Raw genomic sequence first — 22,518 nt, 5'->3', positions numbered from 1 at the left:
GCCGGGGCGTGCCGGGTACGCGGCCTCTCGATCATGTCGGGGACGACAAGCGTGGGAGGTACGCCCGTGAGCAGCACCCTCTTCAGGACGAAGAGCGTCGAGCAGTCCATCAGGGACACCGAGGAGCCGGAGCACGCGCTCAAGAAGTCGCTGTCCGCCCTCGACCTCACGGTCTTCGGCGTCGGCGTGATCATCGGCACCGGCATCTTCGTCCTGACCGGAAAGATCGCCAAGGAGACGGCGGGGCCCTCGGTGGCCCTCGCCTTCGTCGTCGCGGGCCTCGTCTGCGGGCTCGCGGCGCTCTGCTACGCCGAGTTCGCCTCGACGGTGCCGGTGGCCGGGTCCGCGTACACCTTCTCGTACGCCTCCCTCGGGGAGTTCCCGGCCTGGATCATCGGCTGGGACCTCATCCTGGAGCTGGCGCTCGGCTGCGCGGTGGTCGCGGTCGGCTGGTCCGGCTATCTGCGCTCCCTCCTGGACACCGCGGGCCTGCATCTGCCGCGCTCGCTCAGCGGGACGCACGAGGGAAGCTTCGGCTTCGACCTGCTGGCCTTCCTGCTGGTGCTCGCCCTGACCGGCATCCTGGTCCTCGGCATGAAGCTGTCCTCGCGGGTGACCAACGTCATCGTCGCCGTCAAGGTCACCGTGGTGCTGCTGGTCATCGTCGTCGGCGCGTTCTTCATCACCGGCGCCAACTACGACCCGTTCGTCCCGCCGAGTGAGCACCCCGCGGGTGCCGGGGGCGTCGCCGCGCCGCTGGTCCAGCTGATGTTCGGCTTCACGCCCTCGAACTTCGGCGTGATGGGCATCTTCACCGCGGCCGCCGTCGTCTTCTTCGCCTTCATCGGCTTCGACATCGTGGCGACCGCCGCCGAGGAGACCCACAACCCGCAGCGCGACGTGCCCCGCGGCATCCTCGGTTCGCTGCTGATCTGCACCCTCCTGTACGTCGCCGTGTCGGTGGTCGTCACCGGTATGCAGAAGTACAGCGAACTGTCGACGGACGCCCCGCTCGCCGACGCCTTCAAGTCCGTGGGGCACCCCTTCTGGGCGGGTCTGATCAGCTTCGGCGCGGCCGTCGGCCTCACCTCGGTCTGCATGATCCTGCTGCTCGGCCAGACCCGGGTCTTCTTCGCGATGAGCCGCGACGGACTGCTGCCGCTGACGTTCTCCAAGGTCCACCCGAAGTTCGGCACGCCCTACCGCTCGACGATCCTGCTCGGCGTGATCGTGGCGATCGTCGCCGGCTTCACGTCCATCGACGAACTGGCCGAACTGGTCAACATCGGCACGCTGTTCGCCTTCGTCGTCGTCGCGCTCGGCGTCATCCTGCTGCGTAAGCAGCGCCCCGACCTGCCGCGCGCGTTCCGCACCCCGCTGGTGCCGTTCGTGCCCATCCTGTCGGTGCTCGCCTCGCTGTGGCTGATGCTCAACCTGCCGGCGGAGACCTGGCTGCGGTTCGCGATCTGGATGGTGATCGGCGTCGTCATCTACTTCGTGTACGGGCGCTCGCACAGCCGCCTCCACGTGCGCGACCCCCACGCTGGTAACGCACTGTAGCCAGCAGTCTTTCGGCAAGTCTCTCGACAGGCCCCGTATGTCCCGATACGCCCAGGGGTGCGGGGCCCGATAGCGTGCACACATGCCCGCCGCGCCCTCCGCCCCACCACGTTCCGTACGCGACGTCCGGGCGCCGGGCCGGCGCGAGTCGCGCACCGCGTGCGACCGGGCGGCCCCCTGGCTGCGGCTGCTCCCCCTGTTCGCCGCCCTGGCGTGCCTGACCCGCCTGCCCTCCTTCCGGTGCCCGCTGTGGAACCCCGACGAGGGCTATCTCGCCGTCCAGGCACGGATGCTGGCCGACGGCGGCGAGCTGTACGAGACGGTGGTCGACCGCAAGCCGCCGCTCGTCCCCTGGCTCTACGCGGGCGCCTTCGCGCTCTTCGGCGACTCCTCGCTCCTGCCGCTGAAGGTCCTCGCGGTCGCCGCGCAGCTCCTGACGGCACTGCTGCTGGCCTCCCTGGCCCGGCGCCGCTGGGGAGCGGGGGCGGGGCGCACGGCGGGCGTGCTGTACCTGCTGATCTCCGTGGGCCTCAACCCCGAGGACGCCCAGGCCGCCGGCTTCGAGGTCTTCATGCTGCCCTGCACGGCTGCCGCCATGTGGTGCGCGGACCGCCGCCGGTGGGGCGCCGCGGGCGCGGCGGTCGCCTGCGCCTTCCTCGCCAAGCAGACCGGGGGCGCGGTGCTCCTGCCCGTTCTGTGGCTGCTGTGGCGCGGCGGGGCGGGGCGCCGGGGCCTGCTGCGCCTGGGCGCCGGGCTGGGCGCCCCCGTCCTCGCGGCGGCCGCGCTCACCACGTTCTCCGGCTTCCTGTTCTGGACGGTGACGGGTTCGGGCGCGTACGCCTCCTTCACGGGCTCCGAACTCCACGTGCTGGGGCGGGGACTGGCGAACGCCGCGCTCCTCGCGGTGGCCTGCGCGGGCATCGCCCCGCCGGTGGTACGCGTGCTGCGCATCGCCCGCACCGGGGCGGGGGAGCTGTGGCTGTGGCTCGCCTCGTCGGCGGCGGCGGTCCTGCTCGGCTTCCACTTCTTCGGCCACTACTACCTGCAACTCATGCCGCCGCTCGCCCTGTTGGGCACGGCGGCCCTGCAGATCCTGCCGCGCCGGCACACGGGCCGCGCGCTCGCCGTCACGGGGTGCGCGTGCGCGCTGTTCCTGGCCTGGGGCCTGGTCGTGCCGCGCCCCGAACTGGCGCACGCCACGCGCCTCGCGGAGACGGTCAGGGCGTACACGGCGCCCGACGCCGAGGTGCTGTTGTGGGGGATGCACCCGGAGGGCTACTGGCTGGCCGACCGCGCCCCCGCGAGCCGCTTCCTGACGGCGGGCCTGCTGACCAACTACAGCGGCGGCCGCGACGGCCCGAAGGTGGGGCAGAGGTACGGGGTGCGGGGCGCGTGGCCCACCTTCGAGAGGGAGTGGCGCGCCCACCCGCCGGCCCTGGTCGTCGACGACTCCCGCGGCAAACCGTACGGCCTCTCCCACGTCCCGTCCCTGCGCAGGGCGCTGAAGGCGGGGTACGAGCCGGTGCTGCGCGTGGAGGGGGCGGTGGTCTACCGGCGGGCGGAGTGAGGCCGGCGGGCCGCCGGCGCGGTCGGCTCCCGCGTACAGTCGGGTGATCGACCGTGAGGGAGGCGAGGGTGCGGGCAGGGGGCAGGCGGGTCCTCGCGGTGGCCATGGCCGTGTTCTGCGTGGCGCTTCTTGGTCCGAGCGCGCCGGGCGACGCCTTCCTCGCCCGGTCGCTGCCCGCCGACGCCGTCCGGGACGTCGTGCCGAACCGGGTCATGACGTGGAACATCTGCAACCCCTGCGAGGTGGGCAACGCCGGCCGGGCGGCGGAGATCGCCGCGTACGCGCCGCAGGTCATCGGTCTGCAGGAGGCCTGCGTACGGGACGTGGAGAAGATCCGCGACCATCTGGAGGGCCTGTACGGGCTGGTCTACCACGTCGAGTACGGGACGGTGCTGCGCAGTTGGGGCCGCTGCGGAGGATGGCCCTGGCGCCCGGGCGGGTTCGGCCAGGCGATCCTCTCGGCGGCGCCGATGACGGACCGCGTGCGCGTGCGCTACCCCGACGGCGGTTCCGAGGACCGGGGGTATCTGGCCGTGACCACGAAGGTCGACGGCCGGCCCGTCCGCGTCTTCGACACGCACCTCGCCCAACGGCGGCAGGAGGAGGTCCGGGCGGCACAGACCGCGGTCCTCGCCGCGGCCGTCGCCCGGCACGAGCGCGCGATCGTCCTCGGCGACTTCAACGCCGAGCCGGACGCCCCCGAGCTGGCGAAGATGTGGTCCCTGGCCACGGACACGGACCCCGGGTGCCGGCCCGCGCCCAGCGGCCCCGCCGGCTGCGTGCCCACCACGGACTGGCACAGCAAGTTCGACTACGTCTTCCTGCGGGACGTCGCCGCGCGCAAGCACGGTGTCCATCCGACCCTGTACTCGGACCATCACCTCCTGCACAGCGACGTGGAGCTGGGATGAATCCCCGGCCGGGCGGGTGCGGGCGGGCGGGCGCGGGTCAGCGGCGGCGCCCCCACCCCCGTACGACCTCTGTCAGGGCGTTGACCGCCTCGGTCGCGTCGGCGGGGCGCCCGCGCAGGCGCGGGCCGAATTCCACGTGCAGGAACGAGACGTCGTGGGCGGCCGCCGCGCGGCCCTGCACGTTCGTGCGGCCCTCCAGGGGGCAGGACCGGGCCCAGGCCCGGCACACGTCGTAGCCCCTCTTGCGCAGGGCGGCCGCGAGGGCGCGGGCCTCGGGGCGCCCCTCGGAGCCCCGGCCCGTGGAGGCGACCACGTCGTGGTCCGGAGCCGAGTCGTCCGCCATGCCGTGCAGCTGCACGCCGGGCAGCCCGCGCCGCGCCAGTTCGGCGCAGACGGCGTGGAAGACGCTGTCCCTGCGGTGCGCCACGTCGGCCTCGTCGCCACGGCCGGCTTTGCGATGTGCTCCCGCGACGATCAGGACGCCGCCCGGGGCGCGCCCGAGGAGCCGCGCGCCGAGCCGCTCGGTGTTCCGGTCGGCGGCGGGGTGCGGCACCTGGACCGTCCAGCGCGCGGGGGAGCCGAGGTCGAGATAGACGCGCCCCCAGCCACGGGGTGCGGCGCCGCCCTCGGAGCGGTCGGCCACCTCCGCGTACCGGCGCCCGGTGGCCTCGTCGGTCACCGTGCGCAGCGCGAAGTCCACGTCGGCCAGGCGGTTTTCGGCCTCCTCACGGCGGCCGTCAAGGAGCAGGGCGACCCCCTTGGCGACGGTCTCGCGGTCCCTGCGGGAGGGGTGGCGGTAGCCGGTGTCCTCGCCGAAGCCGGCGGTGTACTCGGCGATCACGCGCTCCAGGCCGGGCGCGGGGGTGGCCGCGCGCGGCGACCGGTACCCTTTCCCGGTGGGCTCGCGGTCCTTGCCCGAGGAGTCCCCGGTGCACTGGGAGAGGCTGAGGACACAGGCCGTGACGGCGGCGAGGATCCGCAGCTTCTTTGCGACCGCCATGGGCCGGGTGCGGGAGTTCATCATGGTCGTATAAACATATCCCTGTGATGACACGTCCCTCCGGCAGGCATTTCGTGACCTGTGCGGCCTCCGCGCTCCTGCTTTTCGCCACGGCCGCCTGCGGCCCCTTCGGCGACGACGGCGAAGCCGCCGCCGACGGCCCCTCGTTCACCGTCGCCGCCGCGGGTGACATCCTGATCCACCCCCAGCTCACCGACCAGGCCCGCAAGGACGCCAAGGTCACGGGCAAGGGCGACCGGGGCCTCGACTTCGGGCCGATGATGGCCGGGGTCAAGCCGGTCATCAGCAAGGCCGACCTCGGCATCTGCCACTTCGAGCCGGTGGTGGGCAAGCCCGACGGCCCCTTCCAGAGCTATCCGGACTTCCTCGTCCCGCCGCAGATAGCCACGGCGGTCAAGGACGTCGGCTACGACCAGTGCTCGACCGCCTCGAACCACACGCTCGACCACGGCCCCGCCGGCGTCACCCGCACCCTGAACACGCTGGACAAGGCGGGACTGCGCCACACCGGTTCGGCGCGCAGCGCGGCGGAAGCGGACAAGCCGCTCATCACCGAGGTCAAGGGCGTCAAGGTCGCGCAGATCGCGTTCGCCTTCGGGTTCAACGGCCGCGAGGTCCCGAAGGACAAGCCGTGGCTCGTCAACCAGAACGACTTCGGGAGGATCTCCGCCGCCGAGAAGAAGGCGCGGGCGGCCGGCGCCGAAGTGGTCATCCTCAGCATCCACTGGGGGCGTGAGAACCAGCCCAACGCCAGCGGCCCCCAGCTCGCGCTGGCCCGCAGGATCGCCCGGGAGACCGGCATCGACCTGGTGATCGGCCACCACGCCCACGTGGTCCAGCCGATGGAGAAGGTCGACGGCACCTGGATCGCGTACGGCCTCGGCAACCAGATCGCCCGGCACGACGTGCCCAGCGGGTTGACCGAGGAGGGTGTCATCGGCTGGTTCGAGTTCGTCAAGCGCGGCGGCAAATGGGACGTCGAGGCCAAGTACGTGCCCACGTTCGTGGACATCCCGCCGGACCCGGACGAGACGGGCGCCCTGCCCAAGGGGGCGGTCAAGGACCACCGGCTCCTCGACGTGGCCGCCGTGCTGCGGGACGGCGAGGGCCTCAGCGAGCAGCAGCGCTCCCGTTACCGGGTGGCCTTCGAGCGCACCCAGGGCACGCTTCTGAACAGGGGTGCGAGCAAGGACGGACTCGAACCGCTGGAAGAACTTCCGGCGGACTGAACCGGAGGGTAAACCTCCGCGCAACGCGATGTAACTCACATCTCATTCAAGCCGTACATCTTTTTCGGCGGACCGAGGGTCGAACCTCTCCGGAGCGCATCACTGTGCGTTTCCCTGCCATGCGTCATTCCAGGAGAGGAGCACCCCTTGGCCGCTTCGCGTTCGAAGCGGCGGCACAAGGTCCGCCGAAGGACCGACATGTCCCTGCTGGGTGGCATACGTCCCCCCATCGCCGTGCTGTCGGTCCTGCTCCTCGCCCTCGCGGGCATCACCGCCCTCACCCTCGGCCGCGCCGGACAGGAGGCCGTGCCCAAGGCGGTCAAGCTGTCCCAGCAGCACTTCGCGGAGGACGGCGCCATCGCGCTGCGCGCCTCCATCGACGAGTCCGTCACCGACCTGACCCGCACCGCCGAGCTGTTCAGCGCCGGCGAACCGGTGCCCCCCGACGCCGTCCTGGACAAGATCGGCAGCGTCTACCAGAAGTGGATGGGCACCGCGGTCGTCGAGATCTCCTCGGGCAAGCTCCTCGCCGCCCGCGGCGAGAACCTCCCGCTGACCGCCATCGACCGCGGCGCGCTCGCCGACGAGGACGGCCTCGCCCCCCGCATGGTGCGCCTGGAGAACGGCGAGACGCGCCTGCTCTCCTTCGCCCTGCTCACCTGGAAGGGCCAGCCCCAACAGCTCCTGGTCGCCTCCAGCAGCCTGCGCTTCCCCGGCATCAGCCTCGGCAAGTTCCGCTCCATCGGCGTCGTCGGCCAGGACGGGCACCTGCTGAGCACCGACGGCATCCCCGAGCCCGAACAGGTCCTCACCGACCTCCAGCGCGAGGAGGTCAAGCAGTCCAACAAGCAGCTCAAGGCCTTCGCCGAGGCCGCCGCGAAGAAGACCCGCACCCACCCGCTCATGTCCAAGGAGCCCGGCTCCGGCGGCTTCCTCGGCGTCAGCGGCCACCTCACCGGCGAGCGCTACCTCGGTGAACGCGCCATCGGCGGCTACGCGAGCCTCGCCGGACCCGAGGCGGGCAAGGCCACCGTCGCCACCCGCCTCGGCCTCTCCGTCGTCGCGATGGTCCCGGTCGCCGAGGACCCCGTCGCCACCCACAGCTCCGCCTTCGGACTGCTCGCCGCGGCCGCCCTGCTGCTCATCGGCGGGCTCACCGTCTTCCTGCTCCTGCGCACCGTCCAGCGCCCGCTGATCCGGCTCTTCCTCGAAGGCCGCCGGCTGACCCGCGGCGACCTGGACAGGCCCGTCACCGTGCCGAAGTCCGGCGAGGCGGCCCGCATCGGCGCCGCCCTGGAACGCCTGCGCCGCCAACTGCTCGGCGAACCCGCCGGCGCGGGCCAGACGCCGGCCCGCCGCGGCCGGTTCGGCAGCCGCACGCTGATCGCGGTGTGCGCGGTCCTCCTGCTCGCCTGGTCCGCGCCGCTCATGCTGCTCCTGAACCGCGCCGGCGACACCGTCGTCGTACCCCAGCAGATGGTCAACGACCAGCGCGAACGCACCGACACCCTGACCGACCGGGTCCGCCGCGCGCTCAACGAGGGCCACGCCGACCTCACCTCCGTCGCCTCCCTCATCGGCAACCGCACCAAGGCCACCGACATGGCCGCGGTCCTCGAGAGCACCCTGAACCAGCACTCCCGCTACCAGTCCCTGTACGTCCTCGACACCAAGGGCGAGGTCCTGGCCCGGGCGGGCGACGACCCCCGCAGCCCCGGCGGCAAGGGGCCCTCCACCCAGCAGATCCGGGTCCTCGACGAGGGTGGCAAGGAGCCGGTCATCCTCGGCACGGCCGAGATCCCCGGCCGGGCGGGCGCCGCCGTGGTGGGCGAGTTCCGCATCGACTTCCTCAACTCGCTGCTCAAGCGGCCCGGCCTCGGCCAGGTCCGCGTCATCGACGAGAAGCGCAAGGTGATCGGCGCCAACAGCGGCTACCGCGAGTTCGAGGGGCTGCCCAGCGGCCGCCTGAACGCGCTCGCCGAGGGCACCGGACAGAAGGTCGGCCTCAGCCCGCGCCCCAGCGGCGTCCTGTACCGCGACGGCGACGACATCCAGATCGCGGCCGCCGCGCCCTTCGTCGGCGGCGGCGCGGCCCGCTCGCTCGGCTGGACCGTGCTCAGCTGGCAGCCCGCGTCGGGCCTCGCCATCCCCGAGTACACCCTGCAGAACCGCACCGTCCTCGCCGGTCTCCTCGGCATCACCGCGGCGGCGGCCTGCCTCGGCTGGCTGCACATCGTCGTCGTGCGGCCGCTGCGCCACCTCGCCGACCAGGCCGAGGCGCTCGCCGACGGGGACCGCCGCACCGTCCTGTACCCGCGCCACCACGACGAGGTCGGCGCCGTCACCCGCAGTCTGGAACTCATCCGGCAACAACTGCCGACGGGCACCCAGCGCAAACGGGACGGCGTCACGGCCGGCCTCGCCGGAAGGAACTGAACCCCGTGCTCTTCCTCTACACCGTGCTCGTGGTGTGCGGCGCCGTCCTGCTGGTGGCCGGCGTCGTCGAACAGCGCCGGCACTTCGCCAACCTGGAGCACATCCCCTCGCGGGTGCTCGTCAACGGCATCCGCGGCAAGTCCTCCATCACCCGGCTGTGCGCGGGCGCCCTGCGCGGCGGCGGCCTCACCACGGTCGCCAAGACCACCGGCACCGCCGCCCGGTTCATCCACCCGGACGCCACCGAGGAGCCCGTCTACCGCAAGTTCGGCATCGCCAACGTCGTCGAGCAGATCGGGATCGTGCGGCGCGCCGCCGCCTACCACCCGGACGCCCTGGTCATCGAGTGCATGGCGGTCATGCCCGCCCTCCAGGAGATCAACCAGTCCAAGCTGATCCGCTCCACCATCGGCGTGCTCTGCAACGTCCGCGAGGACCACCTCGCCGAGATGGGCCCGACCCTCGACGACGTGGCGCGCTCGCTCTCGCGCTCCATGCCGGAGGGCGGCATCTGCGTGACCGCGGAGAAGGACCGCTTCGACATCCTCAAGGAGGAGGCCGACGCCCGGAACTGCGAGCTGGTCTACGCCGACCCCGAGACGGTCACCGACGACGAGCTGCGCGGCTTCAGCTGGTTCACCTTCAAGGAGAACGTGGCCATCGCGCTGAAGGTCGCCGACCTCCTCGGCGTCGGCCGCGAGGTCGCCCTCCAGGGCATGTACGAGGCGCCGCCGGACCCCGGTGTCCTCTCCGTCGAGCGGTACGCCACCGAGGACGGCAAGAAGCTCCGCTTCGCCAACGTCTTCGCGGCGAACGACCCCGAGTCGACGCTGATGAACATCAACCAGCTGCTCGACCTCGGCGCCATCCACCGGCCGCTCAACGTCGTCATCAACTGCCGCCCCGACCGCGTCGAGCGCAACGGCCAGATGGGCGAGATCATCCCCGACCTGAAGCCGGACAAGGTCTTCGTCATCGGCCACCCCGCCAAGTCGGCCATCGACGCGATCCCCGCCGAGTGGCGCTCGCACGCCGTCGACCTCGGCGGCGACCGGCGCGACCCGGAGGAATTCATGCGCGAGATGCTCGCGCAGCTCGGCCCCGACTCCTCCCTGGTGGCCATCGGCAACATCCACGGCCAGGGCGAACTGCTCCTGGAACACCTCGCGGAGCTGCCGCCGGACGAGAGCGAGGAGCAGGCCCCCGAGGAGCCCGCGCCGTTCTACGAGCCGCACGTCGACCCCTACCAGCACTACTCCGAGGCGTACGAGACGCGGTACACGAGCACCGGCCAGCACCCGCAGGTCCGCCTCCCCGCGCAGCACCACGCCCCGGAACAGCGGTACGAGGCACACGAGCCGTACCAGCAGTCCTACGAGGCGCAGCAGGCACAGCAGCGCTACGAGACCCAGCAGGCACAGCAGCGCTACGAGGCGCAGCAGGCACAGCAGGCCCAGCAGTCCTACGAGGCGCAGCAGTACGACCCGCACCAGCAGTACGAGCCATATCAGCAGCACCAGCAGCACCAGCACCAGCAGCACCAGCAGCAGCACCAGCAGCAGCACCAGCCGTACGAGACCCACGGCCGGCCCCCCGCCCCCCGCGGCATGTTCGAGCCGCGGGTGCCGCCCGCACCGCCCGCCGCAGACGACACCCAGCAGTGGCACAGCCCAGGAGAGCCCCGTTGATTCCCTCCGTCCTCACCCCTGAGATCGCCGCGGTCGGCATCGCGCTCGGGCTGCTCTTCTCCCTGGTCTGCTACCTGACGACCAACCTCTCGCCCGGCGGCATGATCACCCCGGGCTGGCTGGCGCTGACCCTCGTCGAGGACCTCCAGCGCGCGGCCATGGTGGTCGGCGTGACCGTGCTGACGTACGCCGGCACCCTGCTGATGCAGAAGTACGTGATCCTCTACGGCAAGCGGCTGTTCGCCGCGGTCGTGCTGCTCGGCGTGACGCTCCAGGCCACCGTGATGATCGTGCTCTCCCTGGAGTTCCCGCTCATGTACGCGAACCAGACCCTCGGCTTCATCGTCCCGGGCCTGATCGCCTACCAGCTCGTGCGCCAGCCCAAGGGCCCCACGCTGCTCGCCACCGGCTCGGTGACGCTCATGGCCTACGTCGTCCTCACCGCCGGGATCCTCCTCGGCTTCATGCCGTCCGCCTGATTCCCTGGAGTCATTCATGCCGCCCAAGAAGAAACGTCCCGTCCTGCACGCGGCGACCGTGCTCGCCCTGCTCGCCGGCAGCGCCTACCTGACCGTGGAACTGCGCGCGGACGAAGCGGCCAAGGTGCCCAAGGTGCAGGCCGTCACCGACACCCCGGGGCTGCGCAACAGCACCGGGCAGCAGGCGAGCGGCGAGCTGAAGTGGGAGCGCCTGAAGAACCCCGACCGCTCCGTGCTGCGCACCGACGGCGGCAAGGTGCTCGCCACCTTCACCGACGGCGCCCGCACCGCCACGCTGACCGGCCCGAGCCGCACCTTCACCGAGCCCGCGAACACCAAGTCCCGCGTCGTCACCAACGACTGGGTGCGGCTGATGCCGGAGACGTGGCGCGAGGGCGCGGAGAAGGAGAAGTGGTTCAAGGACTGGTACAAGGAGTTCTCCGGCAGCGAGGAGGACGACATCTTCGCGATGGCGTTCCAGTACGTGGAGGGCGCCCCCGTCAAGAAGGACGACGAGGGCATCGCGTACGCCGGTGACGCCGACTTCGGTCCGCTGAACCCCAACGGCAGCTCCGGCAACGACCTGCGCCTGGAGCAGTCCGACTTCTACGACTACCTCGGCATCCCCTACACCTTCCGCAACGGCACCACCGTCCAGCCCGAGAAGCTGCGGGCCCGCTCCATGGACTGCTCGGGCTTCATCCGCACGGTCTTCGGCTACCGGGCCCGCTACCCCCTGATGGCCGACGACAGTTCCGGCGACGGCCTGCCCCGCACCGCCAACGGCATGGCGCGCGGCAAGGCCGGCACGGACGTCATCGAGCTGAAGGGCGTCGGCGCGGCCGACCGCCCCAAGTCCATCGACGTGGTGCAACCGGGCGACCTGGTCTTCTTCAAACTCGACGCCCGCACCAAGCAGCGCCTCGACCACGTCGGCATGTTCCTCGGCCACGACGCCGACGGCCACAAGATCTTCATCTCCAGCCGGGAAGAGGTCAACGGCCCGACCATCGGCGACAAGGGCGGCACCTCCCGCCTCGACGGCAACGGCTACTACGCCTCGACGCTGCGCAGCGCGAAGCGGCTCTAGCCGAGGCAGGCCGCTCAGGGCACGCGCACCGTCCTCGGGCCCGCGCAGTGGGCGCCCACCTCACCGACCCTGCGGCGCAGTTCGCGGTCGGCCGTGATGACCAGGCACGGCCGGCCCGCGGCCTCCGCGGCCACTTTCACGATGTGGTCGTCACCGCTGCCGGGCGCGCTCTCCACGCGGACGCCCGGCACGGACTCGACGCCCCGCGCCGCGCCCTCCACGACCAGGACGACGTCCACCGGGCCCGGGTGGCCCTCGACGCCTTTCTCGGCGTGGGCGACGAGCCGGTCCCGCAGGCGTTCGGCGGCCCCGCGGCGGTCGTGCCACCAGCCGTCCGGCACGGAACCGACCACGTTGGCGCCGTCGACGACGACAAGAGTTCTCATGCGGCAAACGTAAACTAATAGGCAAAACGCTGTGCGCACGTGAACGTGGAAGGGTTGCCGCCGAGTCATGCCGCCGACGACGAGGTCCGTCAGCACCGGTGCCCCGGACACCGCCCGCTGGCTGCTGCGCGGCAAGGACGGCCGCCTCACCGCGTACGCCCGCGCCGAGAGCGGGCTGCTGCGCTGGACCGAGACCGCGCCCGGCGGCCCCGATTGGACGGGCCCCGACTTCTTCACGGCGCCCGACCTGACGTACCTCACGCTGGCCCAGGGCGCCGACGGCTACGTGCACTTCGTGGGCCGCGGTGAGCGGCGCGAGGCCGACGGCAAGGTCGTCGTCGACCTCGTGCACTCCATCCAGTACCAGACGGGCCGCCCTCTCATGGACTGGCGCCCGCTCGGCAACCCGCACACCAAGCTCGTCGAGCGCGCCCCCCACCTCGGCGCGCCCGCGGCCGCCGTGGACGCGGCGGGCACCGTCCACGTCTTCGTGCGGGACGCCGTGCACAGCGTGCGGATGCGCCGTGAGGGCAAGGGCGGCAAGTGGGAGGCCTGGAAGGACTTCAAGGTCCGCGAGGCCCTGGACGGCATCGTCGCCCTCGCCACCTCCACCGGCCGCGTCGAGGTCCTCGCACCCGGCGACAAGGCCACGCTGCGCTGGGCGCAGGACAAGCAGGGCGGCGACCTCACGCGGCGGGATGACGTGCCGCTCGCCGCGGCCCCCGGCTCGGGCACGGTCCTGGAGACCGGCCCCGACCGCTTCACGTACTACGCCGCCGACGCGCACGGCAGCGGCATGCTCGCCCACCGCCCGGCCGGCGGCGGCCCGGCCGTGCCGCTCGGCGGCGCCCCCGGCACCGGACCCGTCGCGGCCCTGCGCACGACCATAGACGGCCACGACTGCACGGTCCTCGCGCACCGCACCGCCGGCGGCCGCCCCGCGCTCGCCGCGTTCCCCACGGAGGACGAGGAAGCGGGCCTGTGGTGGGCCGAGACCGGCGAACGGTGCCTGGGCGCACCGGCGTTGGCCCTCGACGCCCGGGGCCGCGTGGTCATGGCGGCGATCGGCCTCGACGGCACGCTGCGGCTCGCCCGCCAGAAGGCGGAGCCGGGCCTCGCGCTGGAGGCGTGGACGACGGTCTGACGCCGGGTGCGCACCGGGAAACGGTGCGCGGGCGGCGAAACGGGCGGGGCCGTACGGGAGTCGCTCCCGTACGGCCCCGGCCGTGTTGCGGCGGCGCAGCAGTTACGCCGGGACGCTCGCCACGCCCTGGGCGAGGAACCGCTTGCCGTTCACCCGCTCGCTGACGCCCTCACGGTCCAGGTACGGCGTGATGCCGCCCAGGTGGAAGGGCCAGCCCGCGCCGGTGATCAGGCACAGGTCGATGTCCTGGGCCTCGGCGACGACGCCCTCGTCGAGCATGAGCCCGATCTCCTGGGCCACCGCGTCGAGCACGCGGTCGCGCACCTGCTCCTCGGTGAGGACGACGTCGCCCTGCTTGAGGAGGGCGGCGACCTCGGGGTCCAGCTCCGGCTTCCCGCTGTCGTACACGTAGAAGCCGCGCTTGCCCGCCTTGACGACGGCCGCGAGGTTCGGGGAGACGGTGAAGCGCTCCGGGAAGGCGCGGTTCAGGGTTTCCGAGACGTGCAGGCCGATGGCCGGGCCGACCAGCTCCAGGAGGACCAGCGGCGACATCGGCAGACCGAGCGGCTCGATGGCCTTCTCGGCGACGGCGACCGGGGTGCCCTCGTCGATGATGTTCTGGATCTCGCCCATGAAGCGGGTCAGGATGCGGTTCACGACGAACGCCGGGGCGTCCTTCACGAGCACCGCGGTCTTCTTCAGCTTCTTGGCGACACCGAACGCCGTGGCCAGCGAGGCGTCGTCGGTCCGCTCGCCGCGCACGATCTCCAGGAGCGGCAGGATCGCGACCGGGTTGAAGAAGTGGAAGCCGACGACCCGCTCGGGGTGCTTCAGCTTCGACGCCATCTCGGTGACCGACAGCGAGGAGGTGTTCGTGGCGAGGATGGCGTGCGCCGGCGCGACCGCCTCCACCTCCGCGAAGACCTGCTGCTTGACGCCGATCTCCTCGAAGACGGCCTCGATGATGAAGTCCGCGTCGGAGAATCCCTCGGCCTTGTCCAGGACGCCGCTCACCAGCGCCTTGAGGCGGTTGGCCTTGTCCTGGTTGATGCGGCCCTTGCCGAGCAGCTTGTCGATCTCGGCCTGGACGTAGCCCACACCCTTGTCGACGCGCTCCTGGTCGATGTCGGTCAGCACGACCGGCACCTCCAGGCGGCGCAGGAACAGCAGCGCGAGCTGCGAGGCCATCAGACCGGCGCCGACGACACCGACCTTGGTGACCGGGCGCGCCAGGTTCTTGTCCGGGGCGCCGGCGGGGCGCTTGGCGCGCTTCTGCACGAGGTTGAACGAGTAGATGCCCGCGCGCAGTTCACCGCCCATGATGAGGTCGGCGAGCGCCTTGTCCTCGGCGTCGAAGCCCTTCTGGAGGTCGCCGTCCTTGGCGGCCTCGATGATCTCCAGGGCGCGGTAGGCGGCCGGAGCGGCGCCGTGCACCTTGGAGTCGGCGATGGCACGGCCGCGCGCGACGGCGGCGTCCCAGGCCTCGCCCCGGTCGATCTCGGGACGGACGACCTCGATCTCGCCCCTGAGGACGGAGGCCGTCCACAGCAGCGACTGCTCCAGGAAGTCGGCGCCCTCGAAGATCGCGTCGGCGATGCCGAGCTCGAAGACCTGCTTGCCCTTGAGCTGACGGTTCTGGTTGAGCGAGTTCTCGATGATGACCGAGACCGCGCGGTCGGCGCCGATCAGGTTCGGCAGCAGCGCGCAGCCGCCCCAGCCCGGGACCAGGCCGAGGAAGACCTCGGGCAGCGAGAAGGCGGGCAGCGCCTTGGAGACGGTGCGGTACGAGCAGTGCAGACCGACCTCGACGCCACCGCCCATCGCGGCGCCGTTGTAGTACGCGAAGGTCGGCACGGCGAGGCCCGACAGACGCTTGAAGACGTCGTGGCCGCCCTTGCCGATGGCCAGCGCGTCCTCGTGGCGCTTGAGGATCTCCACGCCCTTGAGGTCGGCGCCGACGGCGAAGATGAACGGCTTGCCGGTGATGCCGACACCGACGACGGAACCCTCGGACGCCTCCTTCTCGACCTGGTCGATCGCGGCGTTCAGGTTCGCCAGCGAGCCCGGGCCGAACGTGGTCGGCTTGGTGTGGTCGAAGCCGTTGTCCAGCGTGATGAGCGCGAAGCGCCCCGCGCCGCCCGGCAGGTCGAGGTGGCGCACGTGCGCCTGCGTGACGACCTCGTCCGGGAACAGCTCGGCCGCACCCTTCAGAAGCTCGGTGGTCGTGGTGCTCACTTGTCGCCTCCGGCGTCCTTGTGGTTCGGGTTCTCCCAGATGACCGTGGCGCCCATGCCGAAGCCGACACACATGGTCGTGAGGCCGTAACGCACCTCGGGCTGCTCCTCGAACTGCCGCGCCAGCTGCGTCATCAGGCGTACGCCGGAGGAGGCGAGCGGGTGGCCGAACGCGATGGCGCCGCCGTACTGGTTGACGCGCGCGTCGTCGTCCGCGATGCCGTAGTGCTCCAGGAAGGCGAGCACCTGCACGGCGAACGCCTCGTTGATCTCGAAGAGACCCATGTCGGAGATGGACAGGCCCGCCTTGGCGAGCGCCTTCTCCGTGGCCGGGATCGGGCCGTAGCCCATGACCTCCGGCTCGACGCCCGCGAAGGCGTACGAGACGAGGCGCATCTTCACGGGGAGGTTGTTCTCCCGCGCGAACTCCTCGGAGGCGATCAGGGAGGCGGTGGCGCCGTCGTTGAGCCCGGCGGCGTTGCCGGCCGTGACGCGGCCGTGGGTACGGAACGGCGTCTTCAGCCCGGCGAGGTTCTCCAGGGTGGTGCCCGGGCGCATCGGCTCGTCGGCGGTGGCGAGGCCCCAGCCGGTCTCACCGGCCTCTTCGTTGGTACGGCGTACGGAGATCGGCACGAGGTCGGCCTGGATCTTGCCGTCGGCGTAGGCCTTGGCGGCCTTCTCCTGCGAGCGCACGGCGTACTCGTCGGCGCGCAGCTTGGTGATGCTCGGGTAGCGGTCGTGCAGGTTCTCGGCGGTCATGCCCATGAACAGGGCGGACTCGTCGACCAGCTTCTCGCTCACGAAGCGGGGGTTCGGGTCGACGCCCTCGCCCATGGGGTGGCGGCCCATGTGCTCGACGCCGCCGGCCACGGCGATGTCGTACGCGCCGAAGGCGACGCTGCCGGCGACCGAGGTCACGGCGGTGAGCGCGCCGGCGCACATGCGGTCGATGGAGTAGCCGGGCACGGACTGCGGGAGCCCGGCGAGGATGCCGGCGGTGCGGCCGATCGTCAGACCCTGGTCGCCGATCTGCGTGGTCGCCGCGATGGCGACCTCGTCGATCTTGGCGGGGTCGAGGTCCGGGTTGCGGCGCAGCAGCTCCCGGATGGCCTTCACGACGAGGTCATCGGCACGGGTCTCGTGGTAGATGCCCTTCGGACCCGCCTTGCCGAACGGGGTGCGGACGCCGTCCACGAAGACGACGTCCCTGACGGTACGAGGCACGATGGCTCTCCTCCAGGGTGCGGTTGCGCCACGCCTGCGGCGCGCTTCCTCCGGCCATGCTACTTGTCGGTAACTATGTGGCCAAGGGTCGGCTCGGGGAGGCGAACGTCACAATCGGCTCGCGCCGGGCGGTGGGGTGGGCGTCCGCCGCTCCGCGACGGGTGTTTTCCCACCCACCCACCCGTTGCCCCGCGTCGGCGGGGTGCCGTAGGCCGTCGCCTTTGTGTGGGTTCTCGTCCGCGGGTGCGTGGTGGTGCCCGCCGCTTCGCGGCGGGTGTTTTCCCACCCACCCACCCGTTGCCCCGGGTTGGTGGGGGCTGGGGGATCGGTCACCGTGGGATGCCGGGTAAACGGGTGGGTGGGTGGGAGATGTCCGCCGCGGAGCGGCGGGTCGGGGTGGGGGCGGCGAGGAGGGGCCCGGGGTCAGGAGAGCGCCGTGACCAGCGCGGGGGTCACCTGCGTGATCTGCCACGGCCGCGCCCCGTACGCCGCCAGCGCCGCCGCCACCGCGTCCGCGTCCACCTGAGCCGGAGGCTCCCAGCACAGCCGCCGGACCGTGTCCGGAGTGATCAGGTTCTCCTGGGGCATGTTGAGGCCCTCGGCGAGCGAGGAGATCGCCGCCCGCGCGGCGGAGAGCCGCGCGGCCGCCGCGGGGTCGCGGTCCGCCCAGGCCCGCGGCGGCGGCGGCCCGCTCACCGTCTGACCGGGCTGCGGAAGCTCGGAGTCCGGCAGGGCCTTGGCGCGGTCCACCGCGGCCTGCCACTGCTCAAGCTGGCGCCGCCCCATGCGGTGCCCGAAGCCGGTGAGCCCCGCGAGCGCGTGCACGTTGGGCGGCAGGGCGAGCGCCGCCTCGACGATCGCGCCGTCGCCGAGCACCTTGCCCGGCGACACGTCGCGCCGCTGCGCGATCCGGTCGCGGGCGTTCCACAGCTCCCGTACGACCGCCATCTGCCGGCGCCTGCGCACCTTGTGCATGCCGGACGTCCGCCGCCAGGGGTCCTTGCGGGGCGGCGCGGGCGGCGCGGAGGCGATGGCGTCGAACTCCTCGCGGGCCCATTCCAGCTTGCCCTGCCGGTCCAGCTCCTTCTCCAGGGCGTCGCGCAGGTCGACGAGGAGCTCCACGTCGAGCGCGGCGTACCGCAGCCAGGGCTCGGGGAGGGGCCGCGTTGACCAGTCGACGGCGGAGTGGCCCTTCTCCAGGCTGAAGCCGAGCACGCTCTCGACCATCGCGCCGAGACCCACGCGCGGGAACCCGGCCAGTCGGCCCGCCAGCTCCGTGTCGAAGATCCGCGAGGGGACCATGCCTATCTCGCGCAGGCACGGCAGGTCCTGGGTGGCGGCGTGCAGCACCCACTCGGTGTCGCCGATGGCCTCGCCGAGCGCGGAGAGGTCGGGGCAGGCCACGGGGTCGATGAGCGCGGAGCCCGCGCCCTCGCGGCGGAGCTGGACGAGGTAGGCGCGCTGGCCGTACCGGTAGCCGGACGCGCGCTCGGCGTCGACGGCGACGGGGCCGGTGCCGCGGGCATAGGCGGCGATCGTCGCGGCGAGGGACTCCTCGTCGGCGATTACCGGCGGAATGCCGTCACGCGGTTCCAGCAAGGGGGTCGGCAGCCCATCGGAAGCGAGGCCGTCGTCCGGAGGGGCGCCTCCGGTGGTTCGCAGTGAGCTGTCTGCTGCGGTCTCTTGGGCGTCGGTCACCTGTCAAGGGTATCCGGGTATGCGCGGCACCCGTCGACGGAACGTTCCGTCGACGGGCGCGGGAGGGGTGTAAATCGGTCAGTGGATGATTCCGGTGCGCAGCGCGACCGCCACCATCCCTGCCCGGTCACCCGTGCCGAGCTTGCGCGCGATCCGGGCGAGGTGGCTCTTGACGGTCAGGGCGGACAGGCCCATGGAGACGCCGATGGCCTTGTTGGACTGGCCCTCGGCGACGAGCCGGAGCACCTCGACCTCCCGGCCGGACAGCTCGCGGTAGCCGCCGGGGTGGCTCGGGGCGCCCGGGGGGCGGCGGTGCATTCGGGCGGCGGCCGAACCGATGGGGGCGGCGCCGGGGCGGGTGGGGAGTCCGACGTTCGTCCGCGTGCCGGTGACGACGTAGCCCTTGACGCCGCCCGCGAGGGCGTTGCGCACGGCGCCGATGTCGTCGGCGGCGGAGAGGGCGAGGCCGTTGGGCCAGCCCGCGGCACGGGTCTCGGACAGCAGCGTCAGGCCGGAGCCGTCGGGGAGGTGGACGTCTGCGACGCAGATGTCGCGGGGGTTGCCGATGCGGGGACGAGCCTCCGCGATCGACGAGGCCTCGATGACGTCGCGTACACCGAGGGCCCACAGGTGGCGGGTGACGGTGGATCTGACGCGGGGGTCGGCCACGACGACCATGGCGGTCGGCTTGTTCGGGCGGTAGGCGACCAGGCTTGCGGGCTGCTCGAGGAGAACGGACACCAGGCCTCCTGGGGGGAGCGGAAGGGGGCGGGACGGGACCGGCTCGGGGAGGAAGCCGGGACGAACCATGCTTTTCAAGGTCACAAACCTCTTCGGCAGCAAACCCGTCGGGCTTTAGGAATGATCACGATGTGATGAGTGTCAATCGGGGCAATTCGGACACGCGCTCGACCATCCGAAGATCATTCCGAACCGTCACTCTTCCGAGCGACAACAGAAGCGCCCCGTGGCGCGGGGCCACGGGGCGGTCACGGTGCGCCGGACGGTCAGGGGGAGAGCGGCCCCCGCCGCTGGGGCAGCGACACCACGGAGCCGTCCCCCGCGGGCCCGGCCGGCGGCAGCCCCGCCACCTGGCACAGCAGCTCGCACCACGCCCCCAGATGCGCCGCCGTGTCCGGCACCCCCGCGCCGCCCTCGCGGGGGGTCCAGGACGCCCGGATCTCGATCTGGGAGGCGGGCGGGCGCTCCGAGAGCCCCCCGAAGTAGTACGACCCCGCGCGGGTCACCGTGCCGCTCGCCTCCCCGACCGAGAGCCCGCGCGAGCGCAGCGCCCCGGTCAGCCACGTCCAGCAGACCTCCGGGAGCAGCGGGTCCGCGGCCATCTCCGGCTCCAGCTCCGCCCGCACCAGCGTCACGAACCGGAACTGACCCTTCCAGGCGTCGTGTCCCGCCGGGTCGTGGAGCAGCACGAGCCGCCCGTCCGCGAGGTCCTCCTCGCCGTCCACGACCGCCGCCTCCAGCGCGTACGCGTAGGGCGCGAGCCGCTGCGGCGGTCGCGTCGGCTCGATCTCGATCTCCGGCCGCAGCCGTGCCTCCCGCAGCGCCTCGACCGCCGCGCGGAAGGGCGGCGGAGCCGCATCCGCCACATTCCCCTCCGAACCGTCCATCTCTCCAGCGCCGTCCGACCGTTGTCCCTGAGCCGCAGCCATGCGGGGAAGGTTAAGGGGAACGACGCCTTCGCGCAGGGAGAGACACCCGTGAGGGGGTCCCCGGTCGACGTGCGAGACTTTCCGCGTGAGTGCCAACAACAGCCAGAGCCCCACGGGCCGGCAGAACACAGCGACGTACGACTCCCCCTTCATGAAGGCGTGCCGGCGCGAGGCGGTGCCGCACACGCCGGTCTGGTTCATGCGGCAGGCGGGGCGCTCACTTCCCGAGTACCGCAAGGTCCGCGAGGGCACGGCCATGCTGGAGTCCTGCATGCGGCCCGACCTCGTCACCGAGATCACGCTGCAGCCGGTGCGCCGCCACCACGTGGACGCGGCGATCTACTTCAGCGACATCGTCGTCCCGCTGAAGGCGATCGGCGTCGACCTCGACATCAAGCCCGGCATCGGACCGGTCGTCGAGAACCCGATCCGCTCGCGCGCCGACCTCGCGCAGCTGCGCGACCTCACCCCGGAGGACGTCCACTACGTCACCGAGGCGATCGGGATGCTGACCGGTGAGCTGGGCTCCACCCCGCTCATCGGGTTCGCCGGGGCGCCCTTCACCCTCGCCAGCTACCTCGTGGAGGGCGGCCCGAGCCGCAACCACGAGCACACCAAGGCGCTGATGTACGGCGACCCGCAGCTCTGGGCCGACCTGCTCGACCGGCTCGCGGAGATCACCGCCGCCTTCCTGAAGGTGCAGATCGAGGCGGGCGCCAGCGCGGTGCAGCTCTTCGACTCGTGGGTGGGCGCGCTCTCGCCCGCCGACTACCGCCGCTCGGTGCTGCCGGCCTCGGCCAAGGTCTTCGACGCGGTCGCCGGGTACGGTGTGCCCCGCATCCACTTCGGCGTCGGCACCGGTGAACTGCTCGGGGCGATGGGCGAGGCCGGCGCGGACGTCGTCGGCGTGGACTGGCGGGTGCCGATGGACGAGGCGGCGCGGCGCGTCGGCCCCGGCAAGGCGCTGCAGGGCAACCTCGACCCGGCCGTCCTCTTCTCCACGCGCGAGGCCGTCGAGACGAAGACGGACGAGGTGCTGGCCGCCGCGGAGGGCCTGGAGGGCCACATCTTCAACCTCGGCCACGGCGTCCTGCCGACCACCGACCCCGAGGCGCTGACCCGGCTCGTGGACTACGTCCACACCCGCACGGCCCGCTGAAGAAAGTCCGAAAACGGTCCCTGCCCGAACGGGCGGGGACCGTTTCCACATGGGACGGGACGCGTCGCGGACCGGAAGGGGGACCGGCGGGATCAGCGCGGGTCCCCGGCGGCCGGCGCCGGGCGCGGGGAGCCGTCCACGGCCCACAGGGCGGCCAGCGACTCCCGCAGCGTGAACCGCGGCTGCCAGCCCAGCTCCCACTCGGCGGCCGTCACGTCGGAGCACTGCCAGGGCACCGCCGCCGAGCGACCCGCCGCGCCCGGCGCCTCCTCGATGTCGCCGGTGAAGCCCGCGAGGGACGCGAGGGCCCGCGCCAGGTCGCGCACCGGCACGGCCCGGCCGCTGCCGATGTTGAGCAGGCGCGGCAGCCGCCCCGGCAGGGCCAGCGCGAGCGCCACGGCCTGCGCGACATCGCGTACGTCGACGAAGTCCCGGTGCGCCGACAGGTCGCCGACGCGCACCGGGCCGTGCGGTGTCCGGGTCAGGGCGCGGCTCAGCTCGGCGGTGAGGCGGCCGGGCAGGCCGTCCGGGGGCGCCCCGGGGCCCACCGGGTCGGTGATCCGCAGGACGGTGGCGTCGAGCGGCGTGTCCAGGACGGCGAGGGTGCCGGCCAGCTTGGTGGCGCCGTAGGGGGTGAGGGGGCGGGCGGGGGTGTCCTCGGTGGCCCGCTCGCCGACGCCGCTCGGCCCGTACTCCGCCGCCGAGCCGAGGTGCACCAGGCGCGCGGTGGGCGCCGCCGCCCGCAGGGCCTCGCACAGGGCCGCGGGGCCGCGGGAGTTGACCTCGGCCAGGACCGACGGGGCGCCGCCGACGGCGCCCGCGCAGTTGACCACGGCGTCGGGCGCGGCCCGGCCCAGCTGCTCGGCGAGCGCGTCGACGGAGCCGGTGGCGAGGTCGATCCGGTGGTCGTCGACGCGTGCGTGGCCGCCGCGCAGCAGCCGTACGCCCGGCAGGGCCCGCAGCCGCTCGGCGACGTGCCCGCCGAGGTATCCGGTGGAGCCGAGGAGGAGTATGCGCACGGG

Annotated in this window: 18 protein-coding genes; 10 read left to right on the top strand and 8 right to left on the bottom strand. The window is 72.4% G+C overall.

Annotated elements, in window-relative coordinates; translation table 11 throughout:
- Positions 1–33 precede the first annotated feature (33 nt).
- The 3 genes from ACZ516_RS29250 (at position 34) to ACZ516_RS29240 (ending at position 4,038) form a co-directional block, all read left to right on the top strand.
- A complete protein-coding gene (locus ACZ516_RS29250; RefSeq protein ID WP_361077013.1) occupies positions 34–1,560 on the top strand; it encodes an amino acid permease in 1,527 nt (508 codons plus the stop codon).
- A gap of 82 nt (positions 1,561–1,642) precedes the next feature.
- Positions 1,643–3,127, top strand: a complete 1,485-nt coding sequence (locus ACZ516_RS29245; RefSeq protein WP_469012481.1) for an ArnT family glycosyltransferase — start codon at positions 1,643–1,645, stop codon at positions 3,125–3,127.
- A gap of 104 nt (positions 3,128–3,231) precedes the next feature.
- Positions 3,232–4,038, top strand: coding sequence for an endonuclease/exonuclease/phosphatase family protein (locus ACZ516_RS29240; RefSeq protein WP_469012630.1), 807 nt, complete (start codon positions 3,232–3,234; stop codon positions 4,036–4,038).
- Positions 4,039–4,075: 37 nt separating this feature from the next.
- Here ACZ516_RS29240 and ACZ516_RS29235 read toward each other — a convergent pair whose 3' ends face one another.
- A complete protein-coding gene (locus ACZ516_RS29235; protein WP_469012479.1) occupies positions 4,076–5,062 on the bottom strand; it encodes a hypothetical protein in 987 nt (328 codons plus the stop codon).
- Between the two features lie 23 nt (positions 5,063–5,085).
- Here ACZ516_RS29235 and ACZ516_RS29230 point away from each other — a divergent pair, with 23 nt between their 5' ends.
- From ACZ516_RS29230 to ACZ516_RS29210, 5 genes are all read left to right on the top strand, one after another.
- Complete coding sequence (locus tag ACZ516_RS29230; protein WP_469012476.1) at positions 5,086–6,288, top strand: CapA family protein; 1,203 nt, start codon at positions 5,086–5,088, stop codon at positions 6,286–6,288.
- A gap of 198 nt (positions 6,289–6,486) precedes the next feature.
- On the top strand, positions 6,487–8,724 hold the full coding sequence (locus ACZ516_RS29225) for a HAMP domain-containing protein (RefSeq protein WP_469012474.1): 2,238 nt from the start codon (positions 6,487–6,489) through the stop codon (positions 8,722–8,724).
- A 5-nt stretch (positions 8,725–8,729) separates the two neighbouring features.
- Positions 8,730–10,412: a poly-gamma-glutamate synthase PgsB gene (gene pgsB / locus ACZ516_RS29220; RefSeq protein WP_469012472.1), complete on the top strand. Its 1,683-nt coding sequence runs from the start codon at positions 8,730–8,732 to the stop codon at positions 10,410–10,412.
- On the top strand, positions 10,409–10,891 hold the full coding sequence (locus tag ACZ516_RS29215) for a poly-gamma-glutamate biosynthesis protein PgsC/CapC (RefSeq protein WP_358583673.1): 483 nt from the start codon (positions 10,409–10,411) through the stop codon (positions 10,889–10,891). Before pgsB ends, ACZ516_RS29215 begins: the two co-directional genes overlap by 4 nt.
- A gap of 16 nt (positions 10,892–10,907) precedes the next feature.
- A complete protein-coding gene (locus tag ACZ516_RS29210; protein ID WP_358583675.1) occupies positions 10,908–11,981 on the top strand; it encodes a C40 family peptidase in 1,074 nt (357 codons plus the stop codon).
- Positions 11,982–11,995: 14 nt separating this feature from the next.
- On the opposite strand, the gene ACZ516_RS29205 is transcribed toward ACZ516_RS29210, so the two are convergent.
- The gene (locus ACZ516_RS29205) at positions 11,996–12,367 is read right to left on the bottom strand and encodes an NTP pyrophosphohydrolase (protein WP_361077032.1); all 372 of its coding nucleotides are present in this window, start codon (positions 12,365–12,367) and stop codon (positions 11,996–11,998) included.
- A 67-nt stretch (positions 12,368–12,434) separates the two neighbouring features.
- On the opposite strand from ACZ516_RS29205, the gene ACZ516_RS29200 reads away from it, so the two are divergent.
- The gene (locus ACZ516_RS29200; protein ID WP_469012470.1) at positions 12,435–13,511 is read left to right on the top strand and encodes a hypothetical protein; all 1,077 of its coding nucleotides are present in this window, start codon (positions 12,435–12,437) and stop codon (positions 13,509–13,511) included.
- 102 nt (positions 13,512–13,613) lie between these two features.
- Here the strand turns inward: ACZ516_RS29200 and ACZ516_RS29195 are convergent, their stop codons facing one another.
- From ACZ516_RS29195 to ACZ516_RS29175, 5 genes are all read right to left on the bottom strand, one after another.
- Positions 13,614–15,746 carry a 3-hydroxyacyl-CoA dehydrogenase NAD-binding domain-containing protein gene (locus tag ACZ516_RS29195; protein WP_361077037.1) on the bottom strand — a complete coding sequence of 711 codons (2,133 nt, stop codon included), beginning with the start codon at positions 15,744–15,746 and terminating at the stop codon, positions 13,614–13,616.
- Positions 15,743–16,969: a thiolase family protein gene (locus ACZ516_RS29190; protein ID WP_358583683.1), complete on the bottom strand. Its 1,227-nt coding sequence runs from the start codon at positions 16,967–16,969 to the stop codon at positions 15,743–15,745. Before ACZ516_RS29190 ends, ACZ516_RS29195 begins: the two co-directional genes overlap by 4 nt.
- A 423-nt stretch (positions 16,970–17,392) precedes the next feature.
- Complete coding sequence (locus ACZ516_RS29185; RefSeq protein WP_361077040.1) at positions 17,393–18,667, bottom strand: ribonuclease D; 1,275 nt, start codon at positions 18,665–18,667, stop codon at positions 17,393–17,395.
- Positions 18,668–18,745: 78 nt separating this feature from the next.
- On the bottom strand, positions 18,746–19,408 hold the full coding sequence (locus ACZ516_RS29180) for a response regulator transcription factor (RefSeq protein WP_030687574.1): 663 nt from the start codon (positions 19,406–19,408) through the stop codon (positions 18,746–18,748).
- 266 nt (positions 19,409–19,674) lie between these two features.
- Complete coding sequence (locus ACZ516_RS29175) at positions 19,675–20,337, bottom strand: DUF3000 domain-containing protein (RefSeq protein ID WP_358583687.1); 663 nt, start codon at positions 20,335–20,337, stop codon at positions 19,675–19,677.
- Positions 20,338–20,422: 85 nt separating this feature from the next.
- On the opposite strand from ACZ516_RS29175, the gene hemE reads away from it, so the two are divergent.
- A complete protein-coding gene (gene hemE / locus ACZ516_RS29170; RefSeq protein ID WP_358699728.1) occupies positions 20,423–21,496 on the top strand; it encodes a uroporphyrinogen decarboxylase in 1,074 nt (357 codons plus the stop codon).
- Positions 21,497–21,588: 92 nt separating this feature from the next.
- On the opposite strand, the gene ACZ516_RS29165 is transcribed toward hemE, so the two are convergent.
- Entirely contained in the window at positions 21,589–22,515 is a 927-nt protein-coding gene (locus tag ACZ516_RS29165) for an NAD-dependent epimerase/dehydratase family protein (RefSeq protein ID WP_361077045.1), read from the bottom strand.
- Between the last annotated feature and the right edge of the window lie 3 nt (positions 22,516–22,518).

It is taken from the genome of Streptomyces sp. NPDC034037 (assembly GCF_055575715.1).
Note: the sequence above shows the minus strand (reverse complement) of the source record. Positions and strands in the feature narration are given on the sequence as shown.

Bases quoted from the DNA above. Each gene is read 5' to 3' on its own strand.
- ACZ516_RS29250 (WP_361077013.1), top strand. From the start codon at position 34: ATGTCGGGGACGACAAGCGTGGGAGGTACGCCCGTGAGCAGCACCCTC.
- ACZ516_RS29245 (WP_469012481.1), top strand. From the start codon at position 1,643: ATGCCCGCCGCGCCCTCCGCCCCACCACGTTCCGTACGCGACGTCCGG.
- ACZ516_RS29240 (WP_469012630.1), top strand. From the start codon at position 3,232: ATGGCCGTGTTCTGCGTGGCGCTTCTTGGTCCGAGCGCGCCGGGCGAC.
- ACZ516_RS29235 (WP_469012479.1), bottom strand. From the start codon at position 5,062: ATGATGAACTCCCGCACCCGGCCCATGGCGGTCGCAAAGAAGCTGCGG.
- ACZ516_RS29230 (WP_469012476.1), top strand. From the start codon at position 5,086: ATGACACGTCCCTCCGGCAGGCATTTCGTGACCTGTGCGGCCTCCGCG.
- ACZ516_RS29225 (WP_469012474.1), top strand. From the start codon at position 6,487: ATGTCCCTGCTGGGTGGCATACGTCCCCCCATCGCCGTGCTGTCGGTC.
- ACZ516_RS29210 (WP_358583675.1), top strand. From the start codon at position 10,908: ATGCCGCCCAAGAAGAAACGTCCCGTCCTGCACGCGGCGACCGTGCTC.
- ACZ516_RS29205 (WP_361077032.1), bottom strand. From the start codon at position 12,367: ATGAGAACTCTTGTCGTCGTCGACGGCGCCAACGTGGTCGGTTCCGTG.
- ACZ516_RS29200 (WP_469012470.1), top strand. From the start codon at position 12,435: ATGCCGCCGACGACGAGGTCCGTCAGCACCGGTGCCCCGGACACCGCC.
- ACZ516_RS29175 (WP_358583687.1), bottom strand. From the start codon at position 20,337: ATGGCTGCGGCTCAGGGACAACGGTCGGACGGCGCTGGAGAGATGGAC.